This is a genomic window from Nocardia sp. NPDC004711, assembly GCF_053601595.1.
Genome location: NZ_JBSGCB010000002.1, coordinates 177832 through 200045 on the forward strand (window position 1 = coordinate 177832; position 22214 = coordinate 200045).

Here is a 22214-nt window from a genome sequence, read left to right on the forward strand (position 1 = left end):
CTGACGATGAACAACACGGGTGAGGAGTTGGATCCCGCAGTCGTCGCTGCCGCAGCGCAGGGCGACCGGGCGGCCCTTTCCCAGGTACTGGTGAGCATCCGCCCCCTCGTGGTGCGGTATTGCCGTGCGCGCATCGGATCGGCCGAACGTGGCCAGCTCTCCGCTGACGACGTCGCGCAGGAGGTTTGTCTGGCCGTCATGACCGCCCTCCCCAGGTACCAGGATCAGGGTCGGCCGTTCATGGCTTTCGTCTACGGCATCGCCTCGCACAAGGTCGCAGACGCCCACAGAAATTCCGCCCGTAACAAGGCGGACGCCATGGCCGAAGTACCGGATGTCATATCCACCGACCAGGGACCGGAGCAGCGAGCTCTCGAATCCGAAACGAGCCGGCAGATGAACGCTCTGCTGGCGACCTTGCCGGAAAAGCATCGAGAAATCCTGATCCTTCGCCTGGTCATGGGTCTGTCGGCTGAAGAAACTGCAGTCGCCGTGGGCAGTACGGCGGGTGCTATACGAGTCGCCCAGCACCGGGCACTCGCGAAACTCAAGTCTCAAGTGGCGAGGGCAGGTGAAATGTATGGCTAGGGATGGCGAGCGCGGTCGGGGCGACTGGAAGGCGCGACCTGGATCGCAGAACAGCGGTCCCTACGCCGAGGCGTCCGGTGATACCGGGCCGGTGGACATTGCCGCGGTGCGACGCGACGATGCACTGATCGACGCCATCTCCGGCGACGGCCCCGTGCAGACGGGTACTTCGGAGGAGTATCAGCTCGCCGCTTTGCTGGCGGACTGGCGCGCGGAGATCGTGGCCGAGCCGTTGCCGGCCGGACCGGACCTGGATGCCATTGTCGCCGCGGTCAACCAGGAGATCGGCGCACGGCAGGCCAGAATCGGCGCGTCGAATCGCGGGCGACTAAGGCTCGTCCGGCCCATCCTGGGTGCGGCGGCGGCCATGGCGCTCGTCATCGGAGGTCTGACGGCGTTCTCCTACAACGCGAGTCCCGGCGATCCGCTCTGGCGGGTCAAGGAGGTCGTGTTCAGCGAACAGGCCCAATCAACGGTTGTCTCGCGGGCGGACAGTGATCTGGTGCAGGCGCAGCAGCTCATCGCGCAGGGCAAGGCCGACGAGGCCAAGCCGCTGATGGAGCGTGCCGCCGACAATGCCTCCCAGGTCAACGACTCCGGCAAGAAGGACAACCTGACCGACCGCTGGCAGCAGCTGTACGCGGTGCTGCAGCAGAAGGCGCCCGAGGTGGCCAGCTCGCTGGCGTCGATCGCCCCGACCAGCAGCACCACCAAGGTGCCGGCCGTGACGACCACGCCGAATCAGCCGGTGCCGCCGGTGAATCCGCCGACCAAGACGGATGGCAGCCCGTCGACGACCGTCGATTCGCGGCCGCTCGAAACCGTGCCGAGCCCGAATCCGGGCGCCGGAGGCGGAATTTCGACGGTGCCGACCGTTCCGCCGGTGACCACCGTGCCCTCCCTGCCGCAGGAATCCGAACCGCCGGTGGTGCCGCCGACCGGTGGCGGCGGGAACCCGACGTCGGTCGTGGTTCCGAGCGGAGGCAATACCGGAGGCGGTACGACGGGTGGCGGTCCGACGAGTGGCGGTACGACGGGTGGCGGCCTGCAGCCGCCGCCGGTCGAAAAGCCCTCGCCCGTCGCGCCCGTCCCGTCCACGATCGTCCTGCCGACCGGCGGCGGCCTGCTGCCGCCGGTTCCGTTGCCGGGGACGCACTAGGACACCCGCTTCACCCGATCGTCGTGCGCCGATCGGGTTTTCACGTCAGCGGGGCGGAACGGCCTTCGCGGGACATGCGAAAAGGGCCTGCATCCTTGGGATGCAGGCCCTTTTCGAGGAATCAGACGTCGAACCCGTCGAATCCGTCGCCGTGCAGTGCCTCGTTCATGGAAGCGTCCGCGTAACCGCGGCAGTAGTCCCAGGTGACGTAGGCCTCGGGCGTCGGGTCGTAGGCGGGCTCGTGCGGTCGCACCGTGCCGTCCACCAGTAGCTGGAGGAGGTTGGCGCGCAACATGTCCCAGTCGTGGTAGTGATCCTGCCGGCAGTCCTCACAGCTGACCACGAGACCGCGGATGCCGCGGTGGGCCAGCAGCGCCTCGTAGACCGCGAGGTCGGCGAGATCCTCTTCGACCGCTAGGCGCTCGTGAGGATCCAGCGGCTCCCCCGGCTCGATGGCATCGAGCGCGGCCGACGGGTCGGAGGGGTCTCCGGCGAACGGATCCGGCGGCAAGCCAGGTGGTAGATGGTCACGCACAGTCCCACGGTACGCAGAACCACCCCATGTGCGCCAGCGCTGAAGGGGATTTGCCCTCACTTCGCTGGTGGTGCGGCGCACAGTGCGCTCTCGGTGTGGCGCGCGGTGTTGTCCTGGGCAGGCACAGTGGTTGTCCTGGGCAGGTGTCGTGATGTCGTGGCTGCCGACACAGTAATGGCACGGCCGGCAAACCGCAGCGGATGTGCTCGTCGATACGGTGCTGTCAGGCCCACTGACGCGGGGTCGGGCGGGGTGCGGCGTGGAATTGTCGAGCCGATACCATGGTTGACCAAAGGCCGGGTAGCAAACGCCGGCATTGCCATTCATCCACGCGTCCATCGGTGCCCGGTCCGGTGGATGTTGCCGAGGTCCAGGAGGGGTCGATCCGAATGAGCAGTCCCGTGACGGGCGAACGAAACACTGGCCGCCCCCATACGGGCGGCGACGATCCCGACAAGATCGCCATGCTCGGTCTCACCTTCGACGACGTGCTGTTGTTGCCCGCGGCCTCGGATCTGATTCCGAGCTCGGTCGACACCTCGAGCAAGCTGACGCGTGAGATCTCGCTGCGCACCCCGCTGGTGAGTTCGGCCATGGACACCGTCACCGAGGCGCGCATGGCCATCGCCATGGCGCGCGCGGGCGGTATGGGCGTGCTGCACCGCAATCTGTCGGTGGAGGCGCAGGCCGCGCAGGCCGAGACGGTGAAGCGGTCCGAGGCGGGCATGGTGACCGATCCGGTGACCTGTCGCCCCGATGACACGCTGGCCGAGGTCGACGCCATGTGCGCCCGCTTCCGCATCTCCGGTCTGCCGGTGGTGGACGAGCGCGGCATGCTGGTCGGCATCATCACCAACCGCGATATGCGGTTCGAGGTCGATCAGGACCGCAAGGTCGCCGAGGTGATGACCAAGGCGCCGCTGATCACCGCCCAGGAGGGCGTCACCGCCGAGGCCGCGCTGGGCCTGCTGCGCCGCCACAAGATCGAGAAGCTCCCGATCGTGGACGGCAGCGGCAAGCTGCGCGGCCTGATCACGGTGAAGGACTTCGTCAAGACCGAGCAGTACCCGAACGCCACCAAGGACCGTGACGGCCGCCTGCTGGTCGGCGCCGCAGTCGGTGTCGGCGAGGACGCCTGGGTCCGGGCCATGACGCTGGCCGAGGTCGGCGTGGACGTGCTGGTGGTCGACACGGCGCACGGTCACCAGTCGGGCGTGCTGCAGATGGTCTCCAAGGTCAAGGCCGAGGTCGGCGACCGGGTGCAGATCGTCGGCGGCAATGTCGCCACCCGCGCGGGCGCCCTGGCGCTGGTCGAGGCGGGCGTGGACGCGGTGAAGGTGGGTGTGGGCCCCGGCTCCATCTGCACCACGCGCGTGGTCGCCGGTGTCGGCGCGCCGCAGATCACCGCGATCCTGGAGGCCGTGGCGGCGTGCAAGCCGCACGGTGTGCCGGTCATCGCCGACGGTGGTGTGCAGTACTCCGGTGACATCGCCAAGGCCATCGCGGCCGGCGCCTCGACCGTCATGCTCGGTTCGCTGCTGGCCGGTACCGCCGAGTCGCCCGGCGATCTGATCCTGGTGGGCGGCAAGCAGTTCAAGAGCTACCGCGGTATGGGTTCGCTGGGCGCCATGCAGGGTCGCGGCGAGGCCAAGTCGTACTCCAAGGACCGCTACTTCCAAGACGACGTGCTCTCGGAGAAGAAGCTGGTGCCCGAGGGCATCGAGGGCCGGGTGCCGTTCCGCGGCCCGCTGGATCAGGTCATCCACCAGCTGGTGGGCGGTCTGCGCGCGGCCATGGGCTACACCGGTTCACAGAGCATCACCGATCTGCAGGCGGCGCAGTTCGTGCAGATCACGGCGGCGGGCCTGAAGGAGTCGCACCCGCACGACATCACCATGACCGTCGAGGCTCCCAACTACACCACCCGTTCGTAGCCGGACATAACCGGCAAATACCAACGCCCACAAGGTTCGCGGCGCGTCTCGTTCTGGACTGACGGAGCGGGGGAGCGAAGCGGAGGAGCGGAGAAGGGAAGAACGAGACTTCCAGCGCCGCGAACCCGCCCGGAGCGAAGCGGAGGGCAAATCAGACACAGGAGGACTGACGATGCGCGATATGGTCGAGATCGGCATGGGCCGGACCGCCCGGCGCACCTACGAACTGGACGATATCGACATCGTGCCGTCCCGTCGGACCCGCTCGTCCAAGCAGGTGTCGCTGTCCTGGCAGCTGGACGCCTACCGCTTCGAGATCCCGTTCCTGGCGCATCCCACCGACGCGCTGGTGTCGCCGGAGTTCGCCATCGAGCTGGGTAAGGCCGGCGGTCTGGGCGTCATCAATGGTGAGGGCCTGTGGGCCCGGCACACCGATGTGGCCGCCAAGATCCAGCAGCTGACCGAGGTCGGCGAGAAGGAGGGCACCGAGGCCGCAGTGGCGCTGCTGCAGGAGCTGCACGCCGCCCCGATGCAGCCGGATCTGCTGGCCGCCGCGGTCGCGCAGGTGCGTGCGGCCGGTATCACCACCGCGGTGCGGGTGAGCCCGCAGAACGCGCGAGCGCTGACCCCGGCGCTGGTGCAGGCGGGCATCGACCTGCTGGTGGTGCACGGCACCATCATCTCGGCCGAGCACGTGGGCGACGGTGAGCCGTTGAACATGAAGACCTTCATCGCCGAGCTGGATGTGCCGGTGGTGGCGGGCGGCGTGTCCGATCACCGCACCGCGCTGCACCTGATGCGCACCGGCGCGGCGGGCGTCATCGTCGGCTACGGCTCCATGCAGGGCGCCACCACCACGGGTGAGGTGCTCGGCATCGGGGTTCCGATGGCCACCGCCATCGCCGACGCCGCGGCCGCGCGTCGCGACTACCTGGACGAGACCGGCGGGCGCTACGTGCACGTCATCGCCGACGGCGAGACGCTGACCTCGGGCCACATCGCCAAGGCGATCGCCTGTGGCGCGGACGCGGTCATGCTGGGCGTGCCGCTGGCCATGGCCCGGGAGACCCCGGGCAACGGCTGGTACTGGCCGTCGGCCGCCGCGCACCCGTCGGTGCCGCGCGGCGCCGTGCTGCCGTACGCCGTCGACGAGGAGCGCGTCCCGCTGGACCAGGTCCTCTACGGCCCCTCCAACGACCCGTTCGGTTCGCTGAATCTGGTTGGCGGCCTGCGTCGTTCGATGGCGAAGACCGGCTACAGCGACCTCAAGGAATTCCAGAAGGTCGGTTTGAACATCCGCGCCTGACCACAGAGCACGGCCTCGCGCCCTTGTACATTCACCCGAATGTGCAAGGGCGCGAACTGTATCCGACGTCCGTGCCACCGGTTGACCTCGGCCGCTGTCGAAGTCCTGGATCGGTCTCCGCCGCCTCCCCGTGCCTTCAGCGCCCGGCTCGGGAGCCGTCGACGGTCGTGCATGCGTGCCGGCGGTCGGGTGCCGAAACGATTTTGGACGTACCCGACGAGTTACCCGGATCGGTACGAAATCAGTTGTCACCTTTGCGAACGGAGTCAACGGCTCCCGAGCTGGGCGCTGAAAGCGCGGGGCGGCGGGGGAGTCAAGTCGCGGAGGAATTCTCGGACCGCGGTGTTGACGGCCACGGGGTGGGTCATGTTCACCGTTTGCCGGGCGCCTTCGATTTCGAGGTAGTGGGCATTGGGGAGGCGGTCGGCGAGTTCGCGGGCGTGGGAGCGGGGGACGCCGGAGCGGGTGGGGTGGATGACCAAAGCGGGGCAGGTGATTTCGGATAGTCGGTCCAGGACCGAGTCGCGGCCCAGCAGAGCGCCGGCGGCCACCTCGGTGGCAGTGGGGTCGCGGGCGAGCCAGCGTTTCACCCAGACGGCGCGGTACCAGTCGTCGTCGCCGATGAGCCAGCGGGCCAGGTATTCGGCGAGGGCCGGGCGGGGCCCGTCCTCATACCATTTGTCGAGGAACCTACGGGCGTTGGCGAGTTCGGCCGGGGTGGGTTCGTGCGCCTCGCTGGAGAGCAGGACGAGGGCGGCGACGCGACCCGGGGCCAGCAGCGCGGTGCGGAGGGCGATGAAGCCGCCCTGCGAAATCCCGCCCACCACGGCGCGTTCCGCGCCGAGCTGATCCAGTACGGTCAGCGCGTCCCGGGCGGAGGTCCAGTACGTGAACGGCAGCCCCTCGTCGCGGGTGCGGCCGTGCCCGCGCGCATCCCAGGTCACGATCCGGAACTCTGGTGTCAGCGCCGCCTGTTGCGATGCGAACATCGTTCGGTCCATGAGGAATTCGTGCCCCAACAGCACCACCGGGCCTCCGCCCCCGCTGTCCTCGTAGTGGATCTCGGCATCGATCGCACGGGCGAATGGCACGAGGTAGAGGATAGCCAGCACCGGTGACAATCCGGCGAGCTTTCCTGCGCACCGCGACGCTCGGTGCGACGGGTCGGCCGTGTCCCGACGCGACTGGCCGAGGTTCGCGAGGAATGGGCCGGAAGTCCCTATCGGTGACCCACCCGACGCGAATACCGTCCCGATGCCACCACTTCCGGGCCGGGCGCGGCCGCCGCTGCCGAGGCCGCGGCGGACTTCGGCCCGGGGTGGAGGTCCATTCCGCCTCCCCGAGACTTAGGCGGGCGGCTCGGTGCCGTTGACTGCCACGCACCCGGGCCGGCGGCTGGGTGCCGAACCGAATTTGGACGTACCCGGTGAGTTACCCGCCTCTCACAAGATCAGTTGCCACCTACCGATCCGCAGGTATATCCAGCGGATACCAAAGGCCGGGGAGGCGTGGTCAATGTGATGTGTATCGCTCACTAGACTATGGCCGTGGCAGAAACCCAGCGACCAGTCCTTGTCGTCGACTTCGGCGCGCAGTACGCGCAGTTGATCGCGCGCCGGGTGCGCGAAGCGAGTGTGTATTCCGAGGTGGTTCCGCACACGATCACCGTGGAGGAGATCGCGGAGAAGAACCCCCTCGCGGTGATTCTCTCCGGCGGGCCGAGCAGCGTGTACACCGAGGGCGCGCCGCAGCTGGACGCGCGGCTGTTCGATCTGGAGTTGCCGGTCTTCGGTATCTGCTACGGATTCCAGGCCATGGCGCAGGCGCTCGGCGGGACGGTGGCGCACACCGGGACTCGCGAATACGGCCGCACCGAGCTGAGCGTGGACGGCGGCATCCTGCACGGCGGCCTGCCGACCCGGCAGCCGGTGTGGATGAGCCACGGCGATGCCGTCACCGATGCCCCCGCCGGGTTCGAGGTGACCGCGACCTCCGCGGGCGCACCGGTCGCCGCGTTCGAGGACCGGGCGCGCAAGCTGGCGGGTGTGCAGTACCACCCGGAGGTGCTGCATTCGCCGCACGGTCAGCAGGTGCTGAGCCGGTTCCTGCACGAGATCGCCGAGATTCCGGGCGCGTGGACGCCCGCCAATATCGCCGACGCGCTGATCGCCCAGGTGCGCGAGCAGGTCGGGGACGGGCACGCCATCTGCGGGTTGTCCGGCGGCGTGGACTCCGCGGTGGCGGCGGCGCTGGTGCAGCGGGCCATCGGTGATCGCCTCACCTGCGTGTTCGTCGATCACGGTCTGCTGCGCGCGGGTGAGCGTGAGCAGGTGCAGCGTGATTTCGTCGCCGCGACCGGGGCCAAGCTGGTCACCGTCGACGCGGTGGAGAAGTTCCTGGGTGAGCTGAAGGGCATCACCGATCCGGAGGAGAAGCGCAAGATCATCGGCCGGGAGTTCATCCGGTCGTTCGAGGACGCGGTCTCCGAGGTGGTCGGCGAGCAGGGCGAGACCAAGGTCGAGTTCCTGGTGCAGGGCACGCTGTACCCCGACGTCGTGGAGTCCGGCGGCGGTGCGGGCACCGCGAACATCAAGAGCCACCACAATGTCGGCGGTCTGCCCGACGATCTGGAGTTCGCGCTCGTCGAGCCGCTGCGGCTGCTGTTCAAGGACGAGGTGCGCGCGGTCGGCCGCGAGCTGGGCCTGCCGGAGGAAATCGTTGCGCGCCAGCCGTTCCCGGGTCCGGGTCTGGCGATCCGCATCATCGGTGAGGTGACCCACGACCGGCTGGAGCTGCTGCGCCAGGCGGATGCCATTGCGCGCGAGGAGCTTACGGCCGCCGGTCTGGACAAGTCGATCTGGCAGTGCCCGGTGGTGTTGCTGGCCGATGTCCGCAGCGTGGGCGTGCAGGGCGACGGCCGCACCTACGGCCACCCGATCGTGCTGCGCCCGGTCTCCAGCGAGGACGCCATGACGGCCGACTGGACCCGCCTGCCCTACGACGTGCTGGAGCGCATCTCCACCCGCATCACCAATGAGGTGGCGGAGGTCAACCGCGTGGTGCTCGACGTGACGAGCAAGCCGCCGGGGACCATCGAATGGGAGTGAGTGTCTCCCATTGACACGCGAAGGCCCCGCACCCGGAAGGGTGCGGGGCCTTCGGCCTTCTCGGAAGGGCAGTTCCTTGAAGGAACGTGCGCTACCCCGGCGAGGGGAAGGGGCAGCGCGGTCGGCTCGCTAGTCCCGGTTCTTCCTCGGGGTGAGAACCAGGACGATGCCGACGACTATGGCGGCGATCACCACGATCCAGCCCAGGGACAGTCCGCCGGAGACGGGCCAGAAGTGGGGGCCGACGAAGGCCCACACGCTCACGCCCAGGCCCAGCAGGCCGGCCAGCAGGAGTCCGAACGAGGGACGACGGTTCTTGTTCTGGTTCTCAGCCACGGTTCACCTCCGCATTTCCCATCTGCACATCGACGGTCAGGTTCAGGACGGGACCCGTCGCCGGGCCGGACATTCCGCTCAGGCAATTCGAATCGCCTATGCGGACAGTGCATGTCGTATTGACGCGCAGGTTGGGCGGTAGCACCACGCGGGCGTCGCCCATGCGGACCTTCACCGCGACGTCGCGGTCCTCGGTCAGCTGCAGCCTGCTCAGGTCGAGGGTGCCCGAACCCATGCTGACGTGGTACTCGGGCAGGAGCTCGGAAGCCGTTGCGGCGGCCCACCGGTGGTCGCCCATCGCGCCCTGATCGAATTCGATGGGACCCACCAGCGAGGCCAGGATGACGAATCCGGCCAGCGGGGCGAGGAGCACCATGAGGCCGTGGCCGCGGCGCAGGAACGCGCCGATGATCAGACCGAGCGCGATCACCGCGAGCGCCGCGGACCCGATCCGGGCCGGGGTCATCCAGTCCACGCCCGAGGCGGCCACGGAACCCGCTGCGGCGGCGGCCAGGATCGCGAGGCCGATGGTGACCGCGGTCAGCCGGGAGCGCGGCCGGCGCGGGGGCGCCTGCACGGCGGTCTGCTGCAGCGGCATGCCCGGCTCGGGGAGCTCCCAGGCCAGCGGGGCCACGCCGAGCGGATCCCAGCCGGGCGGGGTGGGCCCGAAGTCGGGGGAGATGGGCGCGGGCCCGAATCCGGCCCGGGGGCGATCGGTGGCCGACGGAATCTGGTGCAGCACACGGGGTTCGCCGATCTGGGGGAGGGCGGGCGTCTCGTTTCCGCCGGTGTTCCAGTCGTCGGTCGGTGCGGGGTTGTTCGGGGCAGGCGTGGCAGGGGATCCGGGCTTGCTCATGTCGACCGGTGCGGCCGGACCTGTGCTGCCGGGCTGCCCGGAATCCGCCCGCTGGTTCCCGGCCGGGCCCTGATCCGGGGTCCCGGTCCGGGCGGCGTCGGCCGGCTCTCCGGAAGTGCCCGGGCCCGAGGGGGATCCGGACTTCTGTAGCACCACGGTGTCGGCCACGGAGGATGCTGGGGCGTAGCGCGTATCGAGCACCTCGGTTACCGCGGCGTCCGGAAGATGCTGCGGGGTAGGCGATTCCGGGTGCAGGACGGCGGTGCCGGCGTCGGGCGGGTTGGCGCGGAGTACCGCTGTGCCGGCGTCGCCGCCCAGGGCGGGCTGCTGTTCCGTGCCGGGCGGCGACATGGGCTGGGCGGCAGCGGATTCCGGCGCGGGCGCCTGGTTCGGATCGGGCTCGTAGTGGTCCGGGAGGGTGGTGTACGGGCCGTAGGTCTGGAAGGTGACGGCGTTGGCGCCCGGGTAGCCGGTCCAGTACGGGTTGGTGGTACCGGGGTAGCCGGTGTTGAGGAGGCTGTCGGCGGCCGTCTGGTCGAAATAGGCGGCGGGCGGCTGGGTTTGGCGCTGGTAGAGCAGCCACCAGCCGGCCAGCATGAGCGCGAAGCTGATGACGCCGGACCCGCCGAGCCCGACGCCGACGGGTCCCATCGTGCTCACGGCGATCCCCAACGCCACCATGAGCACGATGGTCCGGGACGAGTTCTGCGAGGACTGGCCGCGGCCGAACAGCGATTCCGCCGGCGAGGACTGGTCGCCCGCCTGCGGGAGCAGCAGCCAGCCGAGCAGGTAGAGCACGATGCCCGCGCCGCCGAACAGCGCCGACACCACGAACGCCACCCGCACCAGGACGGGGTCCACGTTGTAGCGGCGGCCGAAGCCGACGGCCACGCCCGCGAGCGGTCCGTCCTTCGGGAAGCGCATCGGCCGGGTCTGCCACAGATCGTGAAGCTGATCGGAGAAGCCGGTACGCCCGGCGCTCTTGGACCAGTCGCTCGTTCTCGTCATGGCTTCCATCGTGCTGTTCGGCGTTGTCCGGGCGCATCGGGGATCACCCTGAATGGGTACCTGAACTTCGGCCCGGAGCCGTGCCCTACCGGCGGCGTTGGGTGCGGTCCCGGGCCCTACAGGGTGATGGGGTCGCCGTAGACCGCGCCGCTGCCGCCGTCGGGTCCGGAGTCGGCGCTGATGAGCGTGTAGGGCCGGATGGTGAGTGGTCCGCCGCAGTCGCCGACCATGAGGTGGAAGTCCTGGATCAGCAGTGTTCCGGTGCCGCCGTTGCCCGGCAGGTCCTTCTCCCCGGCGACCACGTCGGCGATCTTGCCCGGGGCGATGGAGATGTCGACGCCGACGCCGCCGGTGACCGTGGGTCCGACGCTGAGGTCGACGCCGGCGTGCGGGCCGAGCGAGGTGTCGAGCCCGGCAGTGGCGGTGACGGTCGGGTTGAGGTCGAGTTCCGGGTCGATGTGCAACTTGGCGTCGATGTCCGCCTGGCAGGCCACGTAGTACCCGGTCTTCAGATGTCCGGTGGCTCCCGCGGGCACGGTCCCGTAGGAAGTGCTGTCCAGGAACACTTCTCGATTGGTCGGCATGCCGTTCAAGGGCGCGATCGGCCGGGCGTCCAGGTCCCGCTGTCCGACGGTGAACGCGAATCCGCTTGCCGTCGAATAGGTTTTCTCGTGCGGCGCGTAGGCCGCGCTGGCGTGTGCCGTGATCATTGCGTATCCGGCGGCTGCCACGACAGCCGCCAGTACCCGTGCGCCCTGCATTGTTCTCCCCGCGATCCTGCCCAAATCTGCGGCACGCTGCGCGGGCCGTTGTCGATGATCAGCGGCGAATCTCCATGATCACTGCGGGTTTCCTGGGAGTCGGCTGTGGGGATCGGCGGCAGGGCGGGCAGCCCGGTTGTCAGCTCGCCTGCTGCTCCTCCTCGCCGGAGTCCCAGCGGCGAGCCGCGCGGCGCAGTGCGCGCACATCGGAATAGCCGAGACGGTGGGCCAGCGACGACTTGGTGGTGGTCTCGGCGGCCTGCCGGGCCACCGTCTGCCGGGCGAGGTCCAGTTCGCGCCGCCAGGTGGTGCCGGATTCGGCCAGATGGCGTTGCAGGGTTCGCGGGCTCACGGTCAGGCATCGCGCGACGGCGTTCAGTGAGACGTCGTCCCCACCGAGCATCTCCCGTAGCACCCGCTGCACCTGCTCCGGCCAGGAGAGCGCGTCGAGCAGCGGAGCCGACAGCGACTCCGCGTGCCCACGCACGATTTCCGCGAGTACCGGATCGGCGGTGCGCAGCGGCAACGCCAGGTCGCAGGTCCGCAGCGTCACGCTGTCGAACGGGGCGCCGAAGTCGATGGCCGCAGTACCGAAGGCGTCGACGAACGCGCCCATGGCCCGAGGTGGCTGCTGTCGCAAGGTGATTCGGGCCGGGGTGATCGATGCCCCGCTGGCGTGCCGGATGCGAGCCAGCGTGCTGGCGTAGGCGGCCTGGATGGTCAGATCGGCGCCGCGCCCCTCGCCGTCGATCATCTCCAGCACCATGGTGTGCTCGCTGTCGCCCGAGTCCGGAGCCGACCTGTAGTGGTGATTGGTGGTGGCCATCAACGCGCTGCTGCGCCGCACCGCGGCGAGCCCTTCGGCGACGGTGGCGGCCGTGCTGAACAGGTAGTCGAAGATGCCGAATCGGCCGATCCGGTACGTCGTGGCGATCCGCAATCCGACTTCCGGTGCATCCTGGCGGAATTCGGCGTTCTCCCACAGCCGCAGGTAAGCGCCGCTGGACACCATGCCGTGCTCGGTCGTCAGCACCGACTGCGGCAGGCCGGCGTCACGCAGCAGCATGCGCGTGTCGACTCCTTCGCCCGCCGTGTTCAGTACGCATCGGGCCAATACTGCGCTATAGGCGGGCACCGAATCGAACACATGGTCATCGTAAGCGCTGACCGGAATCCGACGCCCGGGTCACGCTCTCGGCGAAATCGGTGGTGGATCGCCTGCGCCGCGGCGGCCGATCGAGGATGACGCATTCGGTTCCCTACCTGACATGAACGGTCCTTCTGCGAGTCGCCCCTGGTCGGCAACGCTGAGGCGGTGTCAGAGACTGGAACCGGGGAACCGCGGCGGCTGGTGGTGGGAATCAGCGGAGCGACCGGAATCGCCTATGGCATCCGGGCCTTGGAACTTGCGCGCAAGGCCGGGGTGCAGACCCATCTGGTGGTGACTCCCGCCGGGCAGCAGACCCGGGCCTACGAAACCGGGTTCAGCGCAAAGGATCTCGCGGCCATGGCCGACGTGGTCTACCGTCCCGCCGACATCGGGGCGGCCATCGCATCGGGCTCGTTCCGGACGGCGGGAATGCTGGTGGCGCCGTGCTCGATTCGCACGCTGTCGGCCATCGCCTACAGCAACGGTGACAACCTGCTCACCCGCGCGGCGGACGTGACCCTCAAGGAACGGCGCCGGCTGGTGCTGATGGTGCGCGAAACCCCGCTGACACTGGGCCATCTGCGCGCGATGACCGCGGTCACCGAATCCGGCGGCATCGTGATGCCGCCGGTGCCCGCCTTCTATCTGCGCCCCGACAGCATCGACGAACTGGTCGATCACACCGTCGGCCGGGCGCTGGATCTGTTCGGCATCGATCTACCGGATATGCCCCGCTGGGGCGAGTGACCCCTCCTCGAAGGAATCATCCGTGAAACATCTGAAGAGCCTGCGCGAATTTCTCTCCGAGCTGGAGCGGATCGGCGAGCTGCAGACCATCGATCACGAGGTCGACTGGGATCTGGAGATCGGTGCGGTCACCCGGCGCTCCTACGATCTGCGGGCTCCCGCACCGCTTTTCACCAACGTCACCGGATACGGCGATACCGGGTTCCGGGTGCTGGGCGCCCCCGGCGCATTCAGCAGCGCCGAACATCAGTTGGCGCGCATCACGATGGCGCTCGGGCTACCCGCCGAGGCGAAGGGCCAGGAGCTGATGGAGGCGCTGGTCGAGGCCCGCAGCAAGCCGGGTATTCCGCCGGTGGAGGTACCCAGGGCGGGTGCTCCGTGCAAGCAGAACATCCTGCTCGGTGACGACGTCGACCTGACGATCTTCCCGACGCCGCGCATTCACGGCAACGACGGCGGTCGCTACATCGAGACCTGGGGCATCAATATCGCCCGGACCCCGGACGGGTCGTGGACGAACTGGTCGGTCAACCGCATGATGATCCACGACCGCAAGAGCCTGGCCTGTCTGATCGCTCCGGTGCAGCATCTGGGCATCGTCCGCTCGAAGTGGGCCGAGATCGGCAAGCCGATGCCGATCGTGCTGGCGCTGGGCGTGGAGCCGGGACTGCCGTTCGTCGGCGGAATGCCGTTGCCGGACGGCGTATCCGAGTGCGACTTCATCGGCGGCTATTTCGGTGAGGGCATCGAGGTGGTGCCGGCCGAGACGGTCGACCTGCTGGTGCCCGCGACCGCGGAGATCGTGATCGAGGGCTTCGTGTCGATCGACGAAACCGTCATGGAGGGCCCGTTCAACGAATTCCCGGGCTACAACGCCACTGTCGCTTCTCCGAAGGCGCGTTTCGATGTCACCGCGATCACCTATCGCGACGGTGCCATCCTGCCGGTGGTCGCCGCGGGCCCGCCGGTCGAGGAAGACCACACCTGCACCGCCACCATGCACGGCGCGGAACTGCTCTACCAATTGCGTCAGGCCGGGTTGCCGATCTCCTCGGCCTGGCACACCCCAGAGGCCGCCATGCACTGGCTGACCCTGTCGGTGCGCCAGGACTGGCACCGGACTCTCGGGATCTCCTCGGCCGAATTGGTACAGCGGGTCGCCGATGTGGCGTTCACCGGCAAGGCATCGGTCAACGCACCCAAGATCCTGCTGGTCGAGGACGATGTCGACATCACCAACCTCGACGAGGTGGTGTGGGCGTTCGCGACCCGGTCGCACCCCGACGTGGAGCGCGGTGAATTCCATTTCCCGCACAAGCTCAGCGACGACCTGCCGGTGTACCTCGACGACGAGGAGAAGCACACCTTCATGGCGGGCAAGGTGGTCTACAACTGCCTGCTCGCCGACCTCTACCCGGAGGGCAAGCGCCCGGTGAAGGGCAGCTTCGAAAACGGCTGGCCCGCAGAGATTCAGCAGCGCGTGCTGTCGAACTGGCAGAAGTACGGCTACCGCTGATCCGTATTCCGAGAAACGAAGGAGAAAATTGATGAGCAATCCCGAAACCACCCACGCCACCGGCCGGATCACCGTCCACAAGTACGAGCCGGCGGCCTACGAGGAGCCGGCCGAGGGCCCGGTGCTGACCCGGATCCACGTCGAGGAGAGCTTCAGCGGCGACATCTCCGGTGAGGGCGTGGTGGAGTTCCTGCAGTCCGCCAATGCGGACGGCAGCGCCAGCTTCGTCGGCATCGAGCGGGTCACCGGCACCATCGCCGGCCGGGCGGGCACCTTCCTGCTGCAGGACCAGGGCAGCGTCGCCGACAATATCGTCAGCGGTGAGTGGTTCGTGGTGCCCGAGTCGGGCACCGGCAAGCTGGCCGGCTTGCGGGGCACCGGTGGCTTCAAGGCCAACCTCGGTGAGAACGCCGAGATCTGGCTCGACTACTGGTTCGAGTAGAAGGTAAGGGACACCGCATGTCTGAATCACTGGCCGGCAGAACGGCCCTGGTGACCGGGGCGGCCACCGGTATCGGCACGGCCATCGCCCGCGCCCTGGCGGCCGCGGGCGCGCAGGTGGTGATCAATCACCCGCACACTCCCGAGCTCGCCAAAGCCGCTGTCGCCGAGATCGAATCGGCCGGCGGCAGCGCGATCGAGATCGCGGCGGATGTGACGAACGCGGACGAGTACCGGGCGATGGTGGAGCAGTTGCTCTCCGCCTTCGGCCGCTGGGACATCCTGGTGAACAATGCGGCGGTGGCCATCACCAAGCCGTTCGACCAGGTCACCTCCGAAGAGTTCGATCGCAGCTTCGCGGTGAACGTCAAGGGCGTGTTCCACGGTCTGCAGCTGGCCTGGGACCACCTGGCCGACGACGGGCGCATCATCACGATCTCGAGTTCGACGACCGGATTGATGTTGCCCGGCTACGCGGTCTACGACGCCACCAAGGGCGCGGTCGAACAGTTCACCCATATCCTGTCCAAGGATTTCGGCAAGCGCGGCATCAGCATCAATACCGTCAGCCCCGGCGCCACGGAGACCGAGACCTACCGGATCGGCAAGAGCGAACAGTTCCTCGCCGGCCTGGAAGCGTTGAGCGCCTTCGGCAGGCTCGGCCGGCCCGACGAGATCGCCGCCGTGGTCGCGTTTCTCGCCTCCGACGCGGGTGGCTGGGTGACCGCCCAGAACATCCGCGTCAACGGCGGCACGGTCTAGTACTGCCGCTGCCTTCAGGTGAGTGGGTGGCCTCGTCGGCCTTCGCGGTCGGCGAGGTCACCTTTCCCGCAATGGTTTTCGTGGCCGCCGGTATTCTGCCCACGAGACCCTCCGTCAGGCCGCCTTGGACGAGACAGCCTCTCGAAACCTGTTGAGACGGATCGCAAGGGAGTACGCACCGTGAACGCCCACCTGCCCAATGCACAGTGGTTCAAGAGCAGCTACAGCCAGGCCGGTGGGGAGTGTGTCGAGGTCGCATTCCTGAATGAGGGGAAGGTCGGCGTTCGTGACTCGAAGGACGCCGATGGCCCGGCGCTGGTGTTCACGCCTGGCGAGTGGGATGTGTTCACCCGTTGCTTGGACAGCGGCGGGCTCGACTGCCCGAGGAGTTGACCGACAGTCGAAAGGTCAGCGGCCCATTCGATTTCGGGCCGTCGACCGTCGAGGCCGCGGTCATGCGGAGGTGGCGATCTTCCAGAGGTGGCCGTCGGGGTCGGCGATGTAGCCGAAGTAGCCACCCCATTGGGCGGCGGTGGCGGGCTTGACGATTGCGCCGCCGGAGGAGATGGCGGTGTCGATCACGGCGTCGACTTCCTCGGTGGTGTCGACGATGTGGTGGAAGGAGACGCCGCGGAAGCCGGTGCCCTCCGGGGAGACTCCGGCGTCGCCGGCGGCGTGGGCCACCGGGTAGATGCCGAGGGCGGAACCGCCGTCGAGTTCGAACGAGGCGAAGTTCGGGAAGTCCTGGCCGAGCTTCGCGCCGAGGGCGACGTAGAACTTCTTGGAACGCTCCATGTCGTCGACTGCCAGCATGATGGTGGTGACCTGCAGAGCCATTGTCTTCTCTTTCCTGCCGTTGTTTGCGGGTTCACTCTCTCGACCGGCCACGTCGGCCATATGTGACAGGCAGTGGCATGGATCACACCGGCGGAATTCGGGTGCGATCGGCCGAGTGAACTACCTTCGGCACCAAAGTTGTTACGCGCCTGCATCATTCACAGCCAACTGGCACCGGGCGCCGATCGTCCTCGCATCTTCGGGTGATTGGCTCGAGCCGACGGCGCGCCGGGCTGCGGCGGGCCAGGATGATCGTAGGAGAGCAGTTGTCCAGTCCACTCGTGTCCCGTACCAGCAGAATTTTCGCCGCTGCCCTGATGGCCGCCGCACTCGCCGGGGCTCCGGCCATCGCCGCCGCAACCACCGGTGACCCCGGCGGCACCGCGAGCACACCAGCTGCCACCACACCCGACGCCACCGGCACGGGCGGCGGCACTGCGGCGGGCACCGGAGCGGGGACGGGAACTGGGGCAGGGACCAGCTCGACTCCCGGGTCTCCGGACGGGTTGAATCCCGGTGGGCCCGGTATCCCCTCGTCCCCCGCCCCGGTCGCCCCGACGCCCCCGAGCTCGACGGCGACACCGACACCCGTGCCGACTCCCCCGACCTCGACACCGACACCTGTGCCGACTCCCACGACACCGAGTCTGACCGAACCCTGCGATCTGACCGACACCGCCTGCCTGATGGCCAATCCCCAGGATCCCAACAGCCCCTTGAACCCTGACAACCCGGCGAGCCCGTACTACTCCCAGAATCACCAGCAGGATGACTCGACGATCCCCGGTGCCGGACAAGACGATTCGGACACCCCCGGTACCGGACGGGGCGGTTCGAACAACCCAGGACGCGGGCTGGGCGGACTACTGCCGAGCCTCAGCGGCTAGCTCGAGCTTCAAAGCTCTGCCGTCAGGTGGGATCCGCTGTTTGTTTCAGGCGGTTTCGCGGTACACCGCGATCACGGGAATCTTGCGGGTCGTCTTGACCCGGTATTCGGCGAACACCGGCATGAGCTCGACCATGCGGTCATAGAGCTCGTCGGCTTCCGGCCTGGTGACGAATTCCGCCTTGCCCGTGAATGTTTCGTCACCGACCTCCACCGTGAGCCGGGGATCGGCACGCAGGTTGTGATACCAGGCGGGATGCTTGTCCGCGCCGCCGTTGGACGCGATGAGAACGATGCGCTCACCGTCGGGGACGTAGACGAGCGGATTGGTGATCGCCCGGCCGGATTTCGCCCCGGTCGTGGTGATCAGCACCATATTGGTCCGCCCCTCGAACGTCCCGCCGACCTTCCCGCCGTTGGCCCGAAACTCCTCGATCACGGATTCGTTGAATGCGTTCATAACCCCTGTCCTGTTCCAGATCTGCTGCTGCCAACCGAGCGGGCCGTGGAGAAATTCCGCTTCGTCAGTGGGCGGGGCAGGGAGGCTGCGGTCCGGTCGTAGCTCGGGGGCGGCCATCCGGTCCGGTCGGGGCGCGATCGGCCGCGGGACCGGAGGACCCCGGGCCGCATCCGATAGCCGACCAGGTCAGCGTGTCTTTCCCGTCCGGTCCGGACAAAACGGCGCCTCAGGGATCGAATCGGGGTGTTTCCCGATGTCGGGTGTCACCGGGCCGTGCCAGTATCGAAGGCATGTATCCGTCCGCGCCCCTGTACGACCCTGCCCGCGGGGCGGTCACTCCCGTGACCCAGCCCAAGCTGGTGCGGCGTACCGGCGGGCGCATCGTGGGTGGGGTCGCGGGCGGGCTCGCCGATCACCTCGGGATCGACGTGTTCAAGGTGCGGATCGGTTTCGTGCTGCTGTCCGCGCTGGCCGGGGCCGGGATCGTGGCCTACGGGATGCTGTGGATCTTCACGCCCGCCGGGGGTGACGCGGCTCCGCCGACCGGGTCGGAGCGGCGGCAGGCCATCGGATTGGCGCTGCTCGGGATGGCTTTGGCGGTCGCCACCGCGTGGGTGTTCAACGGGACGGCCGCGCATGTGGTGGGGCCGATCATCGTGGTGGCGGTCGGTGCGGCGCTGGTGTGGCGCGAATTCGACGCGGACGGGCCGAGATCCGTCATCGGGCTGCCCGCCAAACCCTCGGTGGTCACCTGGGCGCGCATCGTCGGCGGGGCCACCCTCATCGTGGTCGGGCTGGGCGTGGTGGTGCTGGGGCGGATCAACCTCAGCTCGCTCGGGTCGGCGCTGCTGGCGGTGGCGGTGACCCTGGTCGGGGCCGGGCTGCTGACCGTGCCGCTGTGGCTGCGCATGATGCGCGCGCTGAATGCCGAGCGCTCGGCGCGGATCCGCAATGACGAACGCGAGGAGATCGCCTCGCACCTGCACGATTCCGTACTGCAGACGCTGGCCCTGATCCAGCGGCAGGCCGGCGACCCGCAGGAAGTGGTGCGGCTGGCCCGCAGTCAGGAACGCGAGCTGCGCAAGTGGCTGTTCGAGGACACCGGGCCCGCGCAGTCCAGCCTGGCCGCCGCGCTGCGTACCATCGCCGGCGAGGTGGAGGACCAGCACGGGGTGAAGGTCACCCCGGTCACCGTGGGCGACGTGTCCATGGACCTCGACGACAGCGGAATCGGGCTGCCCAAGGAACATTTCACGGCGCTGCTCGGGGCCGCCCGGGAGGCGCTGGTCAATGCCGCCAAGCACGCCGGGGTGCCGACCATCGACCTGTACGCCGAGGTGGAGCCGCATCAGGTCAGCGTCTTCGTGCGCGACCGCGGCAAGGGCTTCGACCCGGACGCGGTGTCGAAGGACCGGCAGGGCGTGGCCAAATCCATCCACGCCCGCATCGAACGCCGCGGCGGGCACGTGGAGATCAAGTCCGCGCCCGGCAACGGCACCGAGGTGCGAATCTTCATGCCGCGCAAGGACGGTGGCGACGAACGGCTGGTGGTGCAGACCGACACCCCGGAAGACGCCACCCAGCTGTGAGCCGCGGAGTGTGGTACCGATGGGGTCAGGGTTCGGTTCGGCGTCAGGTGAGGAGTCTTAGGTGAGCGTCCGGGTCTTTCTGGTCGACGATCATGCCGTGTTCCGGTCCGGGGTGCGGGCGGAACTGAGCCGCGAATCCGATATGGAGGTCGTCGGCGAGGCGGGCGGGGTGGCCGAGGCCATCGCCGGGATCAAGACGACCGCGCCGGACGTGGTGCTGCTGGACGTGCACATGCCCGACGGGGGCGGGGTCGCGGTGCTGCAGGGCATCGATCCGGGACCGGTGTGCCTGGCGCTCAGCGTCTCCGACGCGGCCGAGGACGTGATCGCGGTGATCCGGGCGGGCGCGCGCGGGTACGTCACCAAGACCATCTCGGGGCCGGAGCTGGCCGACGGGATCCGCCGGGTCTCCGGTGGCGACGCGGTATTCTCGCCGCGGCTGGCCGGCTTCGTACTGGACTCCTTCACCGGCAGGTCGCCGGTGCCCGAGCCCCCGCTGGACCCGGAACTGGACTCACTGACCCCGCGCGAGCTCGAGGTGCTGCGCCTGCTGGCGCGCGGCTACACCTACCGCGAGATCGCGGAGACCCTGTTCATCTCGGTGAAAACGGTCGAGACGCACGCGTCGAACGTACTGCGCAAGACCCAGCAGTCGAACCGGAACGCCCTCACCCGCTGGGCCCACCGACGTCGTATCGACTGAGCTCCCCCGCCTCCCCGAGCCTCCAGCGCCCGGCTGAGTGCCGTTGCCCGTTTCGCATGCGTGCCGGCGGTTGGGTGCCGAACCGATTTCGAAGGTACCCGACGAGTTACCCTCGCCGCGCGAAATCAGTTGTCGCTTTGGGCGTCTGAAAACCTCGGCGGCCAGCAGCCGCTAGATCACGACCAAGATCACGATGATGATCAGCAGGCCGATGAGCAGGCCGATCGCCACCGCGAGCGGGCCCGCGTTCGGGCCCAGGGCGCTCAGGTCGAAGCCCTTCGACTTGGGTTGCGGGGCAGCCGGAGCCGCGGCCGCCTGCCGCTGCGGGCGGGGGAGCGGGCTGGAGTGCGGGCTGCGCAGCCCGGCGGCGGAATTGCGGGCCGCCCAGGCCGGGATCGTCCCGTCCTCGGTGCGGACCGGCGCGCCCAGGATGTAGGGCGCGGTGCCGGGACCGAAGGCGGCGGTGAGGATTTCGTTGCGCGCCTCGGTCATGGTGGGGCGGCGCTGCGGGGCCGGCTCCATCATGTGCAGCAGCACCTCGGTGAGCGGGCCGCTGCGGGCGGGCGGGGTGATCTGGGCCATGGCGGCGCGTTCCACGATGACATCGCTGTCCTCGTCGAAGCCGTAGGGCGGCCGCCCCTCGATGGCGGTGTACAGCGTTGCGCCGAGGGAGAATACGTCGCTGGCGGTGGTGGGGCGGGCGCCGCGCGCGACCTCCGGCGGCAGGTAGGCCGGGGTGCCGGTGATGACGTCACCGATCTCCTCGGTGGCGTCGTTGGCGCCGCTGGAGATGCCGAAGTCGCTGAGCTTGACCTTGCCGACCTCGTCGCCGCGATCGGCGACCAGGATATTGCCCGGCTTGATGTCGCGGTGCACGATGCCGGCGGCGTGTGCGGTCGCCAGCGCGTCCGCCACCTGCGCGCCGATCTGCGCCACCTCGATCGGGGACAGCTGATCCACCAGCGCAAGGGCTTTGGCCACACTGCGCGAGGGCAGATACTCCATCACCAGCCAGGGCTCACCGGCCTCCAGCACCACGTCGTACACGGCGATGGCGTGCTCGTGCGACAGCTTGGCCGCCACCCGGCCCTCGTGCATGATCCGGCTGCGGACCTCCTGCGCCTCCTCCTCGCTGAGCCCCTGCGTGGTGAGGACCTGCTTGATGGCGACATCGCGGTGCAGCAGCCGATCGGTCGCCAGCCACACGGCACCCATGCCACCACCGCCCAGCTTCGACTGCAGGCGGTAGCGGCCGGCCACCAGATAGTCGGGGCCGACAATGGGACGGGCGCGTTCGGTCACGGGTGCAGGGTAGCGGAAAACCATCTTGACTGGCCTGCTTCGAAACCCGAGGTTTGCTGGGCATCCGGGTGCAGACCTGGGTATTTCTTCCAGACCCATACGGACACAGCGCGTTTCGCTTCTCGGCGCCCGCGCGCCCGGCCTGGAGAGAATCTTGCGGGCCTGCTGGCTTTCCGGGTGAAACTGACCGAACGGCGACAGTCACCGCCGCCGCGACAGTCCTCGGAGGCT

22 protein-coding genes are annotated in these 22214 nt (G+C 68.6%); 13 read left to right on the forward strand and 9 right to left on the reverse strand.

From position 1 onward, the window contains the following. The first annotated feature begins 6 nt into the window (after positions 1 to 6). A complete protein-coding gene (locus tag ACWEKS_RS02370) occupies positions 7 to 588 on the forward strand; it encodes a sigma-70 family RNA polymerase sigma factor (protein ID WP_213557917.1) in 582 nt (193 codons plus the stop codon). Beyond that, complete coding sequence (locus ACWEKS_RS02375) at positions 581 to 1747, forward strand: anti-sigma-D factor RsdA (protein WP_452338424.1); 1167 nt, start codon at positions 581 to 583, stop codon at positions 1745 to 1747. Before ACWEKS_RS02370 ends, ACWEKS_RS02375 begins: the two co-directional genes overlap by 8 nt. A gap of 121 nt (positions 1748 to 1868) precedes the next feature. On the opposite strand, the gene ACWEKS_RS02380 is transcribed toward ACWEKS_RS02375, so the two are convergent. After that, the gene (locus tag ACWEKS_RS02380; protein WP_029923780.1) at positions 1869 to 2282 is read right to left on the reverse strand and encodes a DUF5319 domain-containing protein; all 414 of its coding nucleotides are present in this window, start codon (positions 2280 to 2282) and stop codon (positions 1869 to 1871) included. 389 nt (positions 2283 to 2671) lie between these two features. Between ACWEKS_RS02380 and guaB the strand changes: the two genes are divergently transcribed. Together guaB and ACWEKS_RS02390 are read left to right on the forward strand one after the other, a co-directional pair. Then, entirely contained in the window at positions 2672 to 4216 is a 1545-nt protein-coding gene (gene guaB / locus ACWEKS_RS02385; RefSeq protein ID WP_354830311.1) for an IMP dehydrogenase, read from the forward strand. Between the two features lie 172 nt (positions 4217 to 4388). Continuing rightward, on the forward strand, positions 4389 to 5522 hold the full coding sequence (locus tag ACWEKS_RS02390; RefSeq protein WP_452338425.1) for a GuaB3 family IMP dehydrogenase-related protein: 1134 nt from the start codon (positions 4389 to 4391) through the stop codon (positions 5520 to 5522). Between the two features lie 266 nt (positions 5523 to 5788). Here the strand turns inward: ACWEKS_RS02390 and ACWEKS_RS02395 are convergent, their stop codons facing one another. Next, a complete protein-coding gene (locus ACWEKS_RS02395; protein ID WP_452338426.1) occupies positions 5789 to 6613 on the reverse strand; it encodes an alpha/beta fold hydrolase in 825 nt (274 codons plus the stop codon). A gap of 450 nt (positions 6614 to 7063) precedes the next feature. Between ACWEKS_RS02395 and guaA the strand changes: the two genes are divergently transcribed. Continuing rightward, positions 7064 to 8629 carry a glutamine-hydrolyzing GMP synthase gene (gene guaA, locus ACWEKS_RS02400; RefSeq protein WP_452338427.1) on the forward strand — a complete coding sequence of 522 codons (1566 nt, stop codon included), beginning with the start codon at positions 7064 to 7066 and terminating at the stop codon, positions 8627 to 8629. A gap of 129 nt (positions 8630 to 8758) precedes the next feature. On the opposite strand, the gene ACWEKS_RS02405 is transcribed toward guaA, so the two are convergent. From ACWEKS_RS02405 to ACWEKS_RS02420, 4 genes are all read right to left on the reverse strand, one after another. Further along, positions 8759 to 8965, reverse strand: a complete 207-nt coding sequence (locus ACWEKS_RS02405; protein ID WP_354830305.1) for a hypothetical protein — start codon at positions 8963 to 8965, stop codon at positions 8759 to 8761. Beyond that, positions 8958 to 10829, reverse strand: a complete 1872-nt coding sequence (locus tag ACWEKS_RS02410) for a PspC domain-containing protein (protein ID WP_452338428.1) — start codon at positions 10827 to 10829, stop codon at positions 8958 to 8960. Before ACWEKS_RS02410 ends, ACWEKS_RS02405 begins: the two co-directional genes overlap by 8 nt. 116 nt (positions 10830 to 10945) lie before the next feature. Beyond that, positions 10946 to 11539, reverse strand: a complete 594-nt coding sequence (locus tag ACWEKS_RS02415; RefSeq protein ID WP_452338429.1) for an MspA family porin — start codon at positions 11537 to 11539, stop codon at positions 10946 to 10948. 190 nt (positions 11540 to 11729) lie between these two features. Then, entirely contained in the window at positions 11730 to 12737 is a 1008-nt protein-coding gene (locus ACWEKS_RS02420; protein WP_452338430.1) for an AraC family transcriptional regulator ligand-binding domain-containing protein, read from the reverse strand. A gap of 168 nt (positions 12738 to 12905) precedes the next feature. Between ACWEKS_RS02420 and ACWEKS_RS02425 the strand changes: the two genes are divergently transcribed. The 5 genes from ACWEKS_RS02425 (at position 12906) to ACWEKS_RS02445 (ending at position 16599) form a co-directional block, all read left to right on the forward strand. After that, complete coding sequence (locus tag ACWEKS_RS02425; protein WP_452338431.1) at positions 12906 to 13487, forward strand: UbiX family flavin prenyltransferase; 582 nt, start codon at positions 12906 to 12908, stop codon at positions 13485 to 13487. A 22-nt stretch (positions 13488 to 13509) separates the two neighbouring features. Then, positions 13510 to 15003, forward strand: coding sequence for a UbiD family decarboxylase (locus tag ACWEKS_RS02430; RefSeq protein WP_452338432.1), 1494 nt, complete (start codon positions 13510 to 13512; stop codon positions 15001 to 15003). A gap of 31 nt (positions 15004 to 15034) precedes the next feature. Continuing rightward, the gene (locus ACWEKS_RS02435) at positions 15035 to 15445 is read left to right on the forward strand and encodes a DUF3224 domain-containing protein (RefSeq protein ID WP_452338433.1); all 411 of its coding nucleotides are present in this window, start codon (positions 15035 to 15037) and stop codon (positions 15443 to 15445) included. A 17-nt stretch (positions 15446 to 15462) separates the two neighbouring features. Then, the gene (locus ACWEKS_RS02440; RefSeq protein WP_452338434.1) at positions 15463 to 16206 is read left to right on the forward strand and encodes an SDR family oxidoreductase; all 744 of its coding nucleotides are present in this window, start codon (positions 15463 to 15465) and stop codon (positions 16204 to 16206) included. Positions 16207 to 16386: 180 nt separating this feature from the next. Continuing rightward, positions 16387 to 16599 (forward strand): DUF397 domain-containing protein, encoded by a 213-nt coding sequence (locus ACWEKS_RS02445; protein WP_452338435.1) that lies wholly within the window; start codon positions 16387 to 16389, stop codon positions 16597 to 16599. A 60-nt stretch (positions 16600 to 16659) separates the two neighbouring features. Here ACWEKS_RS02445 and ACWEKS_RS02450 read toward each other — a convergent pair whose 3' ends face one another. Further along, positions 16660 to 17043 carry a VOC family protein gene (locus ACWEKS_RS02450; RefSeq protein ID WP_354830292.1) on the reverse strand — a complete coding sequence of 128 codons (384 nt, stop codon included), beginning with the start codon at positions 17041 to 17043 and terminating at the stop codon, positions 16660 to 16662. Positions 17044 to 17309: 266 nt separating this feature from the next. Between ACWEKS_RS02450 and ACWEKS_RS02455 the strand changes: the two genes are divergently transcribed. Further along, complete coding sequence (locus ACWEKS_RS02455; RefSeq protein ID WP_452338436.1) at positions 17310 to 17930, forward strand: hypothetical protein; 621 nt, start codon at positions 17310 to 17312, stop codon at positions 17928 to 17930. Between the two features lie 45 nt (positions 17931 to 17975). Here ACWEKS_RS02455 and ACWEKS_RS02460 read toward each other — a convergent pair whose 3' ends face one another. Continuing rightward, complete coding sequence (locus ACWEKS_RS02460) at positions 17976 to 18389, reverse strand: nitroreductase family deazaflavin-dependent oxidoreductase (protein WP_452338437.1); 414 nt, start codon at positions 18387 to 18389, stop codon at positions 17976 to 17978. A gap of 290 nt (positions 18390 to 18679) precedes the next feature. Here ACWEKS_RS02460 and ACWEKS_RS02465 point away from each other — a divergent pair, with 290 nt between their 5' ends. Both ACWEKS_RS02465 and ACWEKS_RS02470 read left to right on the forward strand, forming a co-directional pair. Further along, positions 18680 to 19978 (forward strand): ATP-binding protein, encoded by a 1299-nt coding sequence (locus tag ACWEKS_RS02465; RefSeq protein ID WP_452338438.1) that lies wholly within the window; start codon positions 18680 to 18682, stop codon positions 19976 to 19978. Between the two features lie 61 nt (positions 19979 to 20039). Next, positions 20040 to 20681, forward strand: a complete 642-nt coding sequence (locus tag ACWEKS_RS02470; protein ID WP_356997136.1) for a response regulator transcription factor — start codon at positions 20040 to 20042, stop codon at positions 20679 to 20681. Positions 20682 to 20852: 171 nt separating this feature from the next. Here the strand turns inward: ACWEKS_RS02470 and ACWEKS_RS02475 are convergent, their stop codons facing one another. Beyond that, on the reverse strand, positions 20853 to 22007 hold the full coding sequence (locus tag ACWEKS_RS02475) for a serine/threonine-protein kinase (RefSeq protein ID WP_452338439.1): 1155 nt from the start codon (positions 22005 to 22007) through the stop codon (positions 20853 to 20855). Positions 22008 to 22214: the final 207 nt, after the last annotated feature.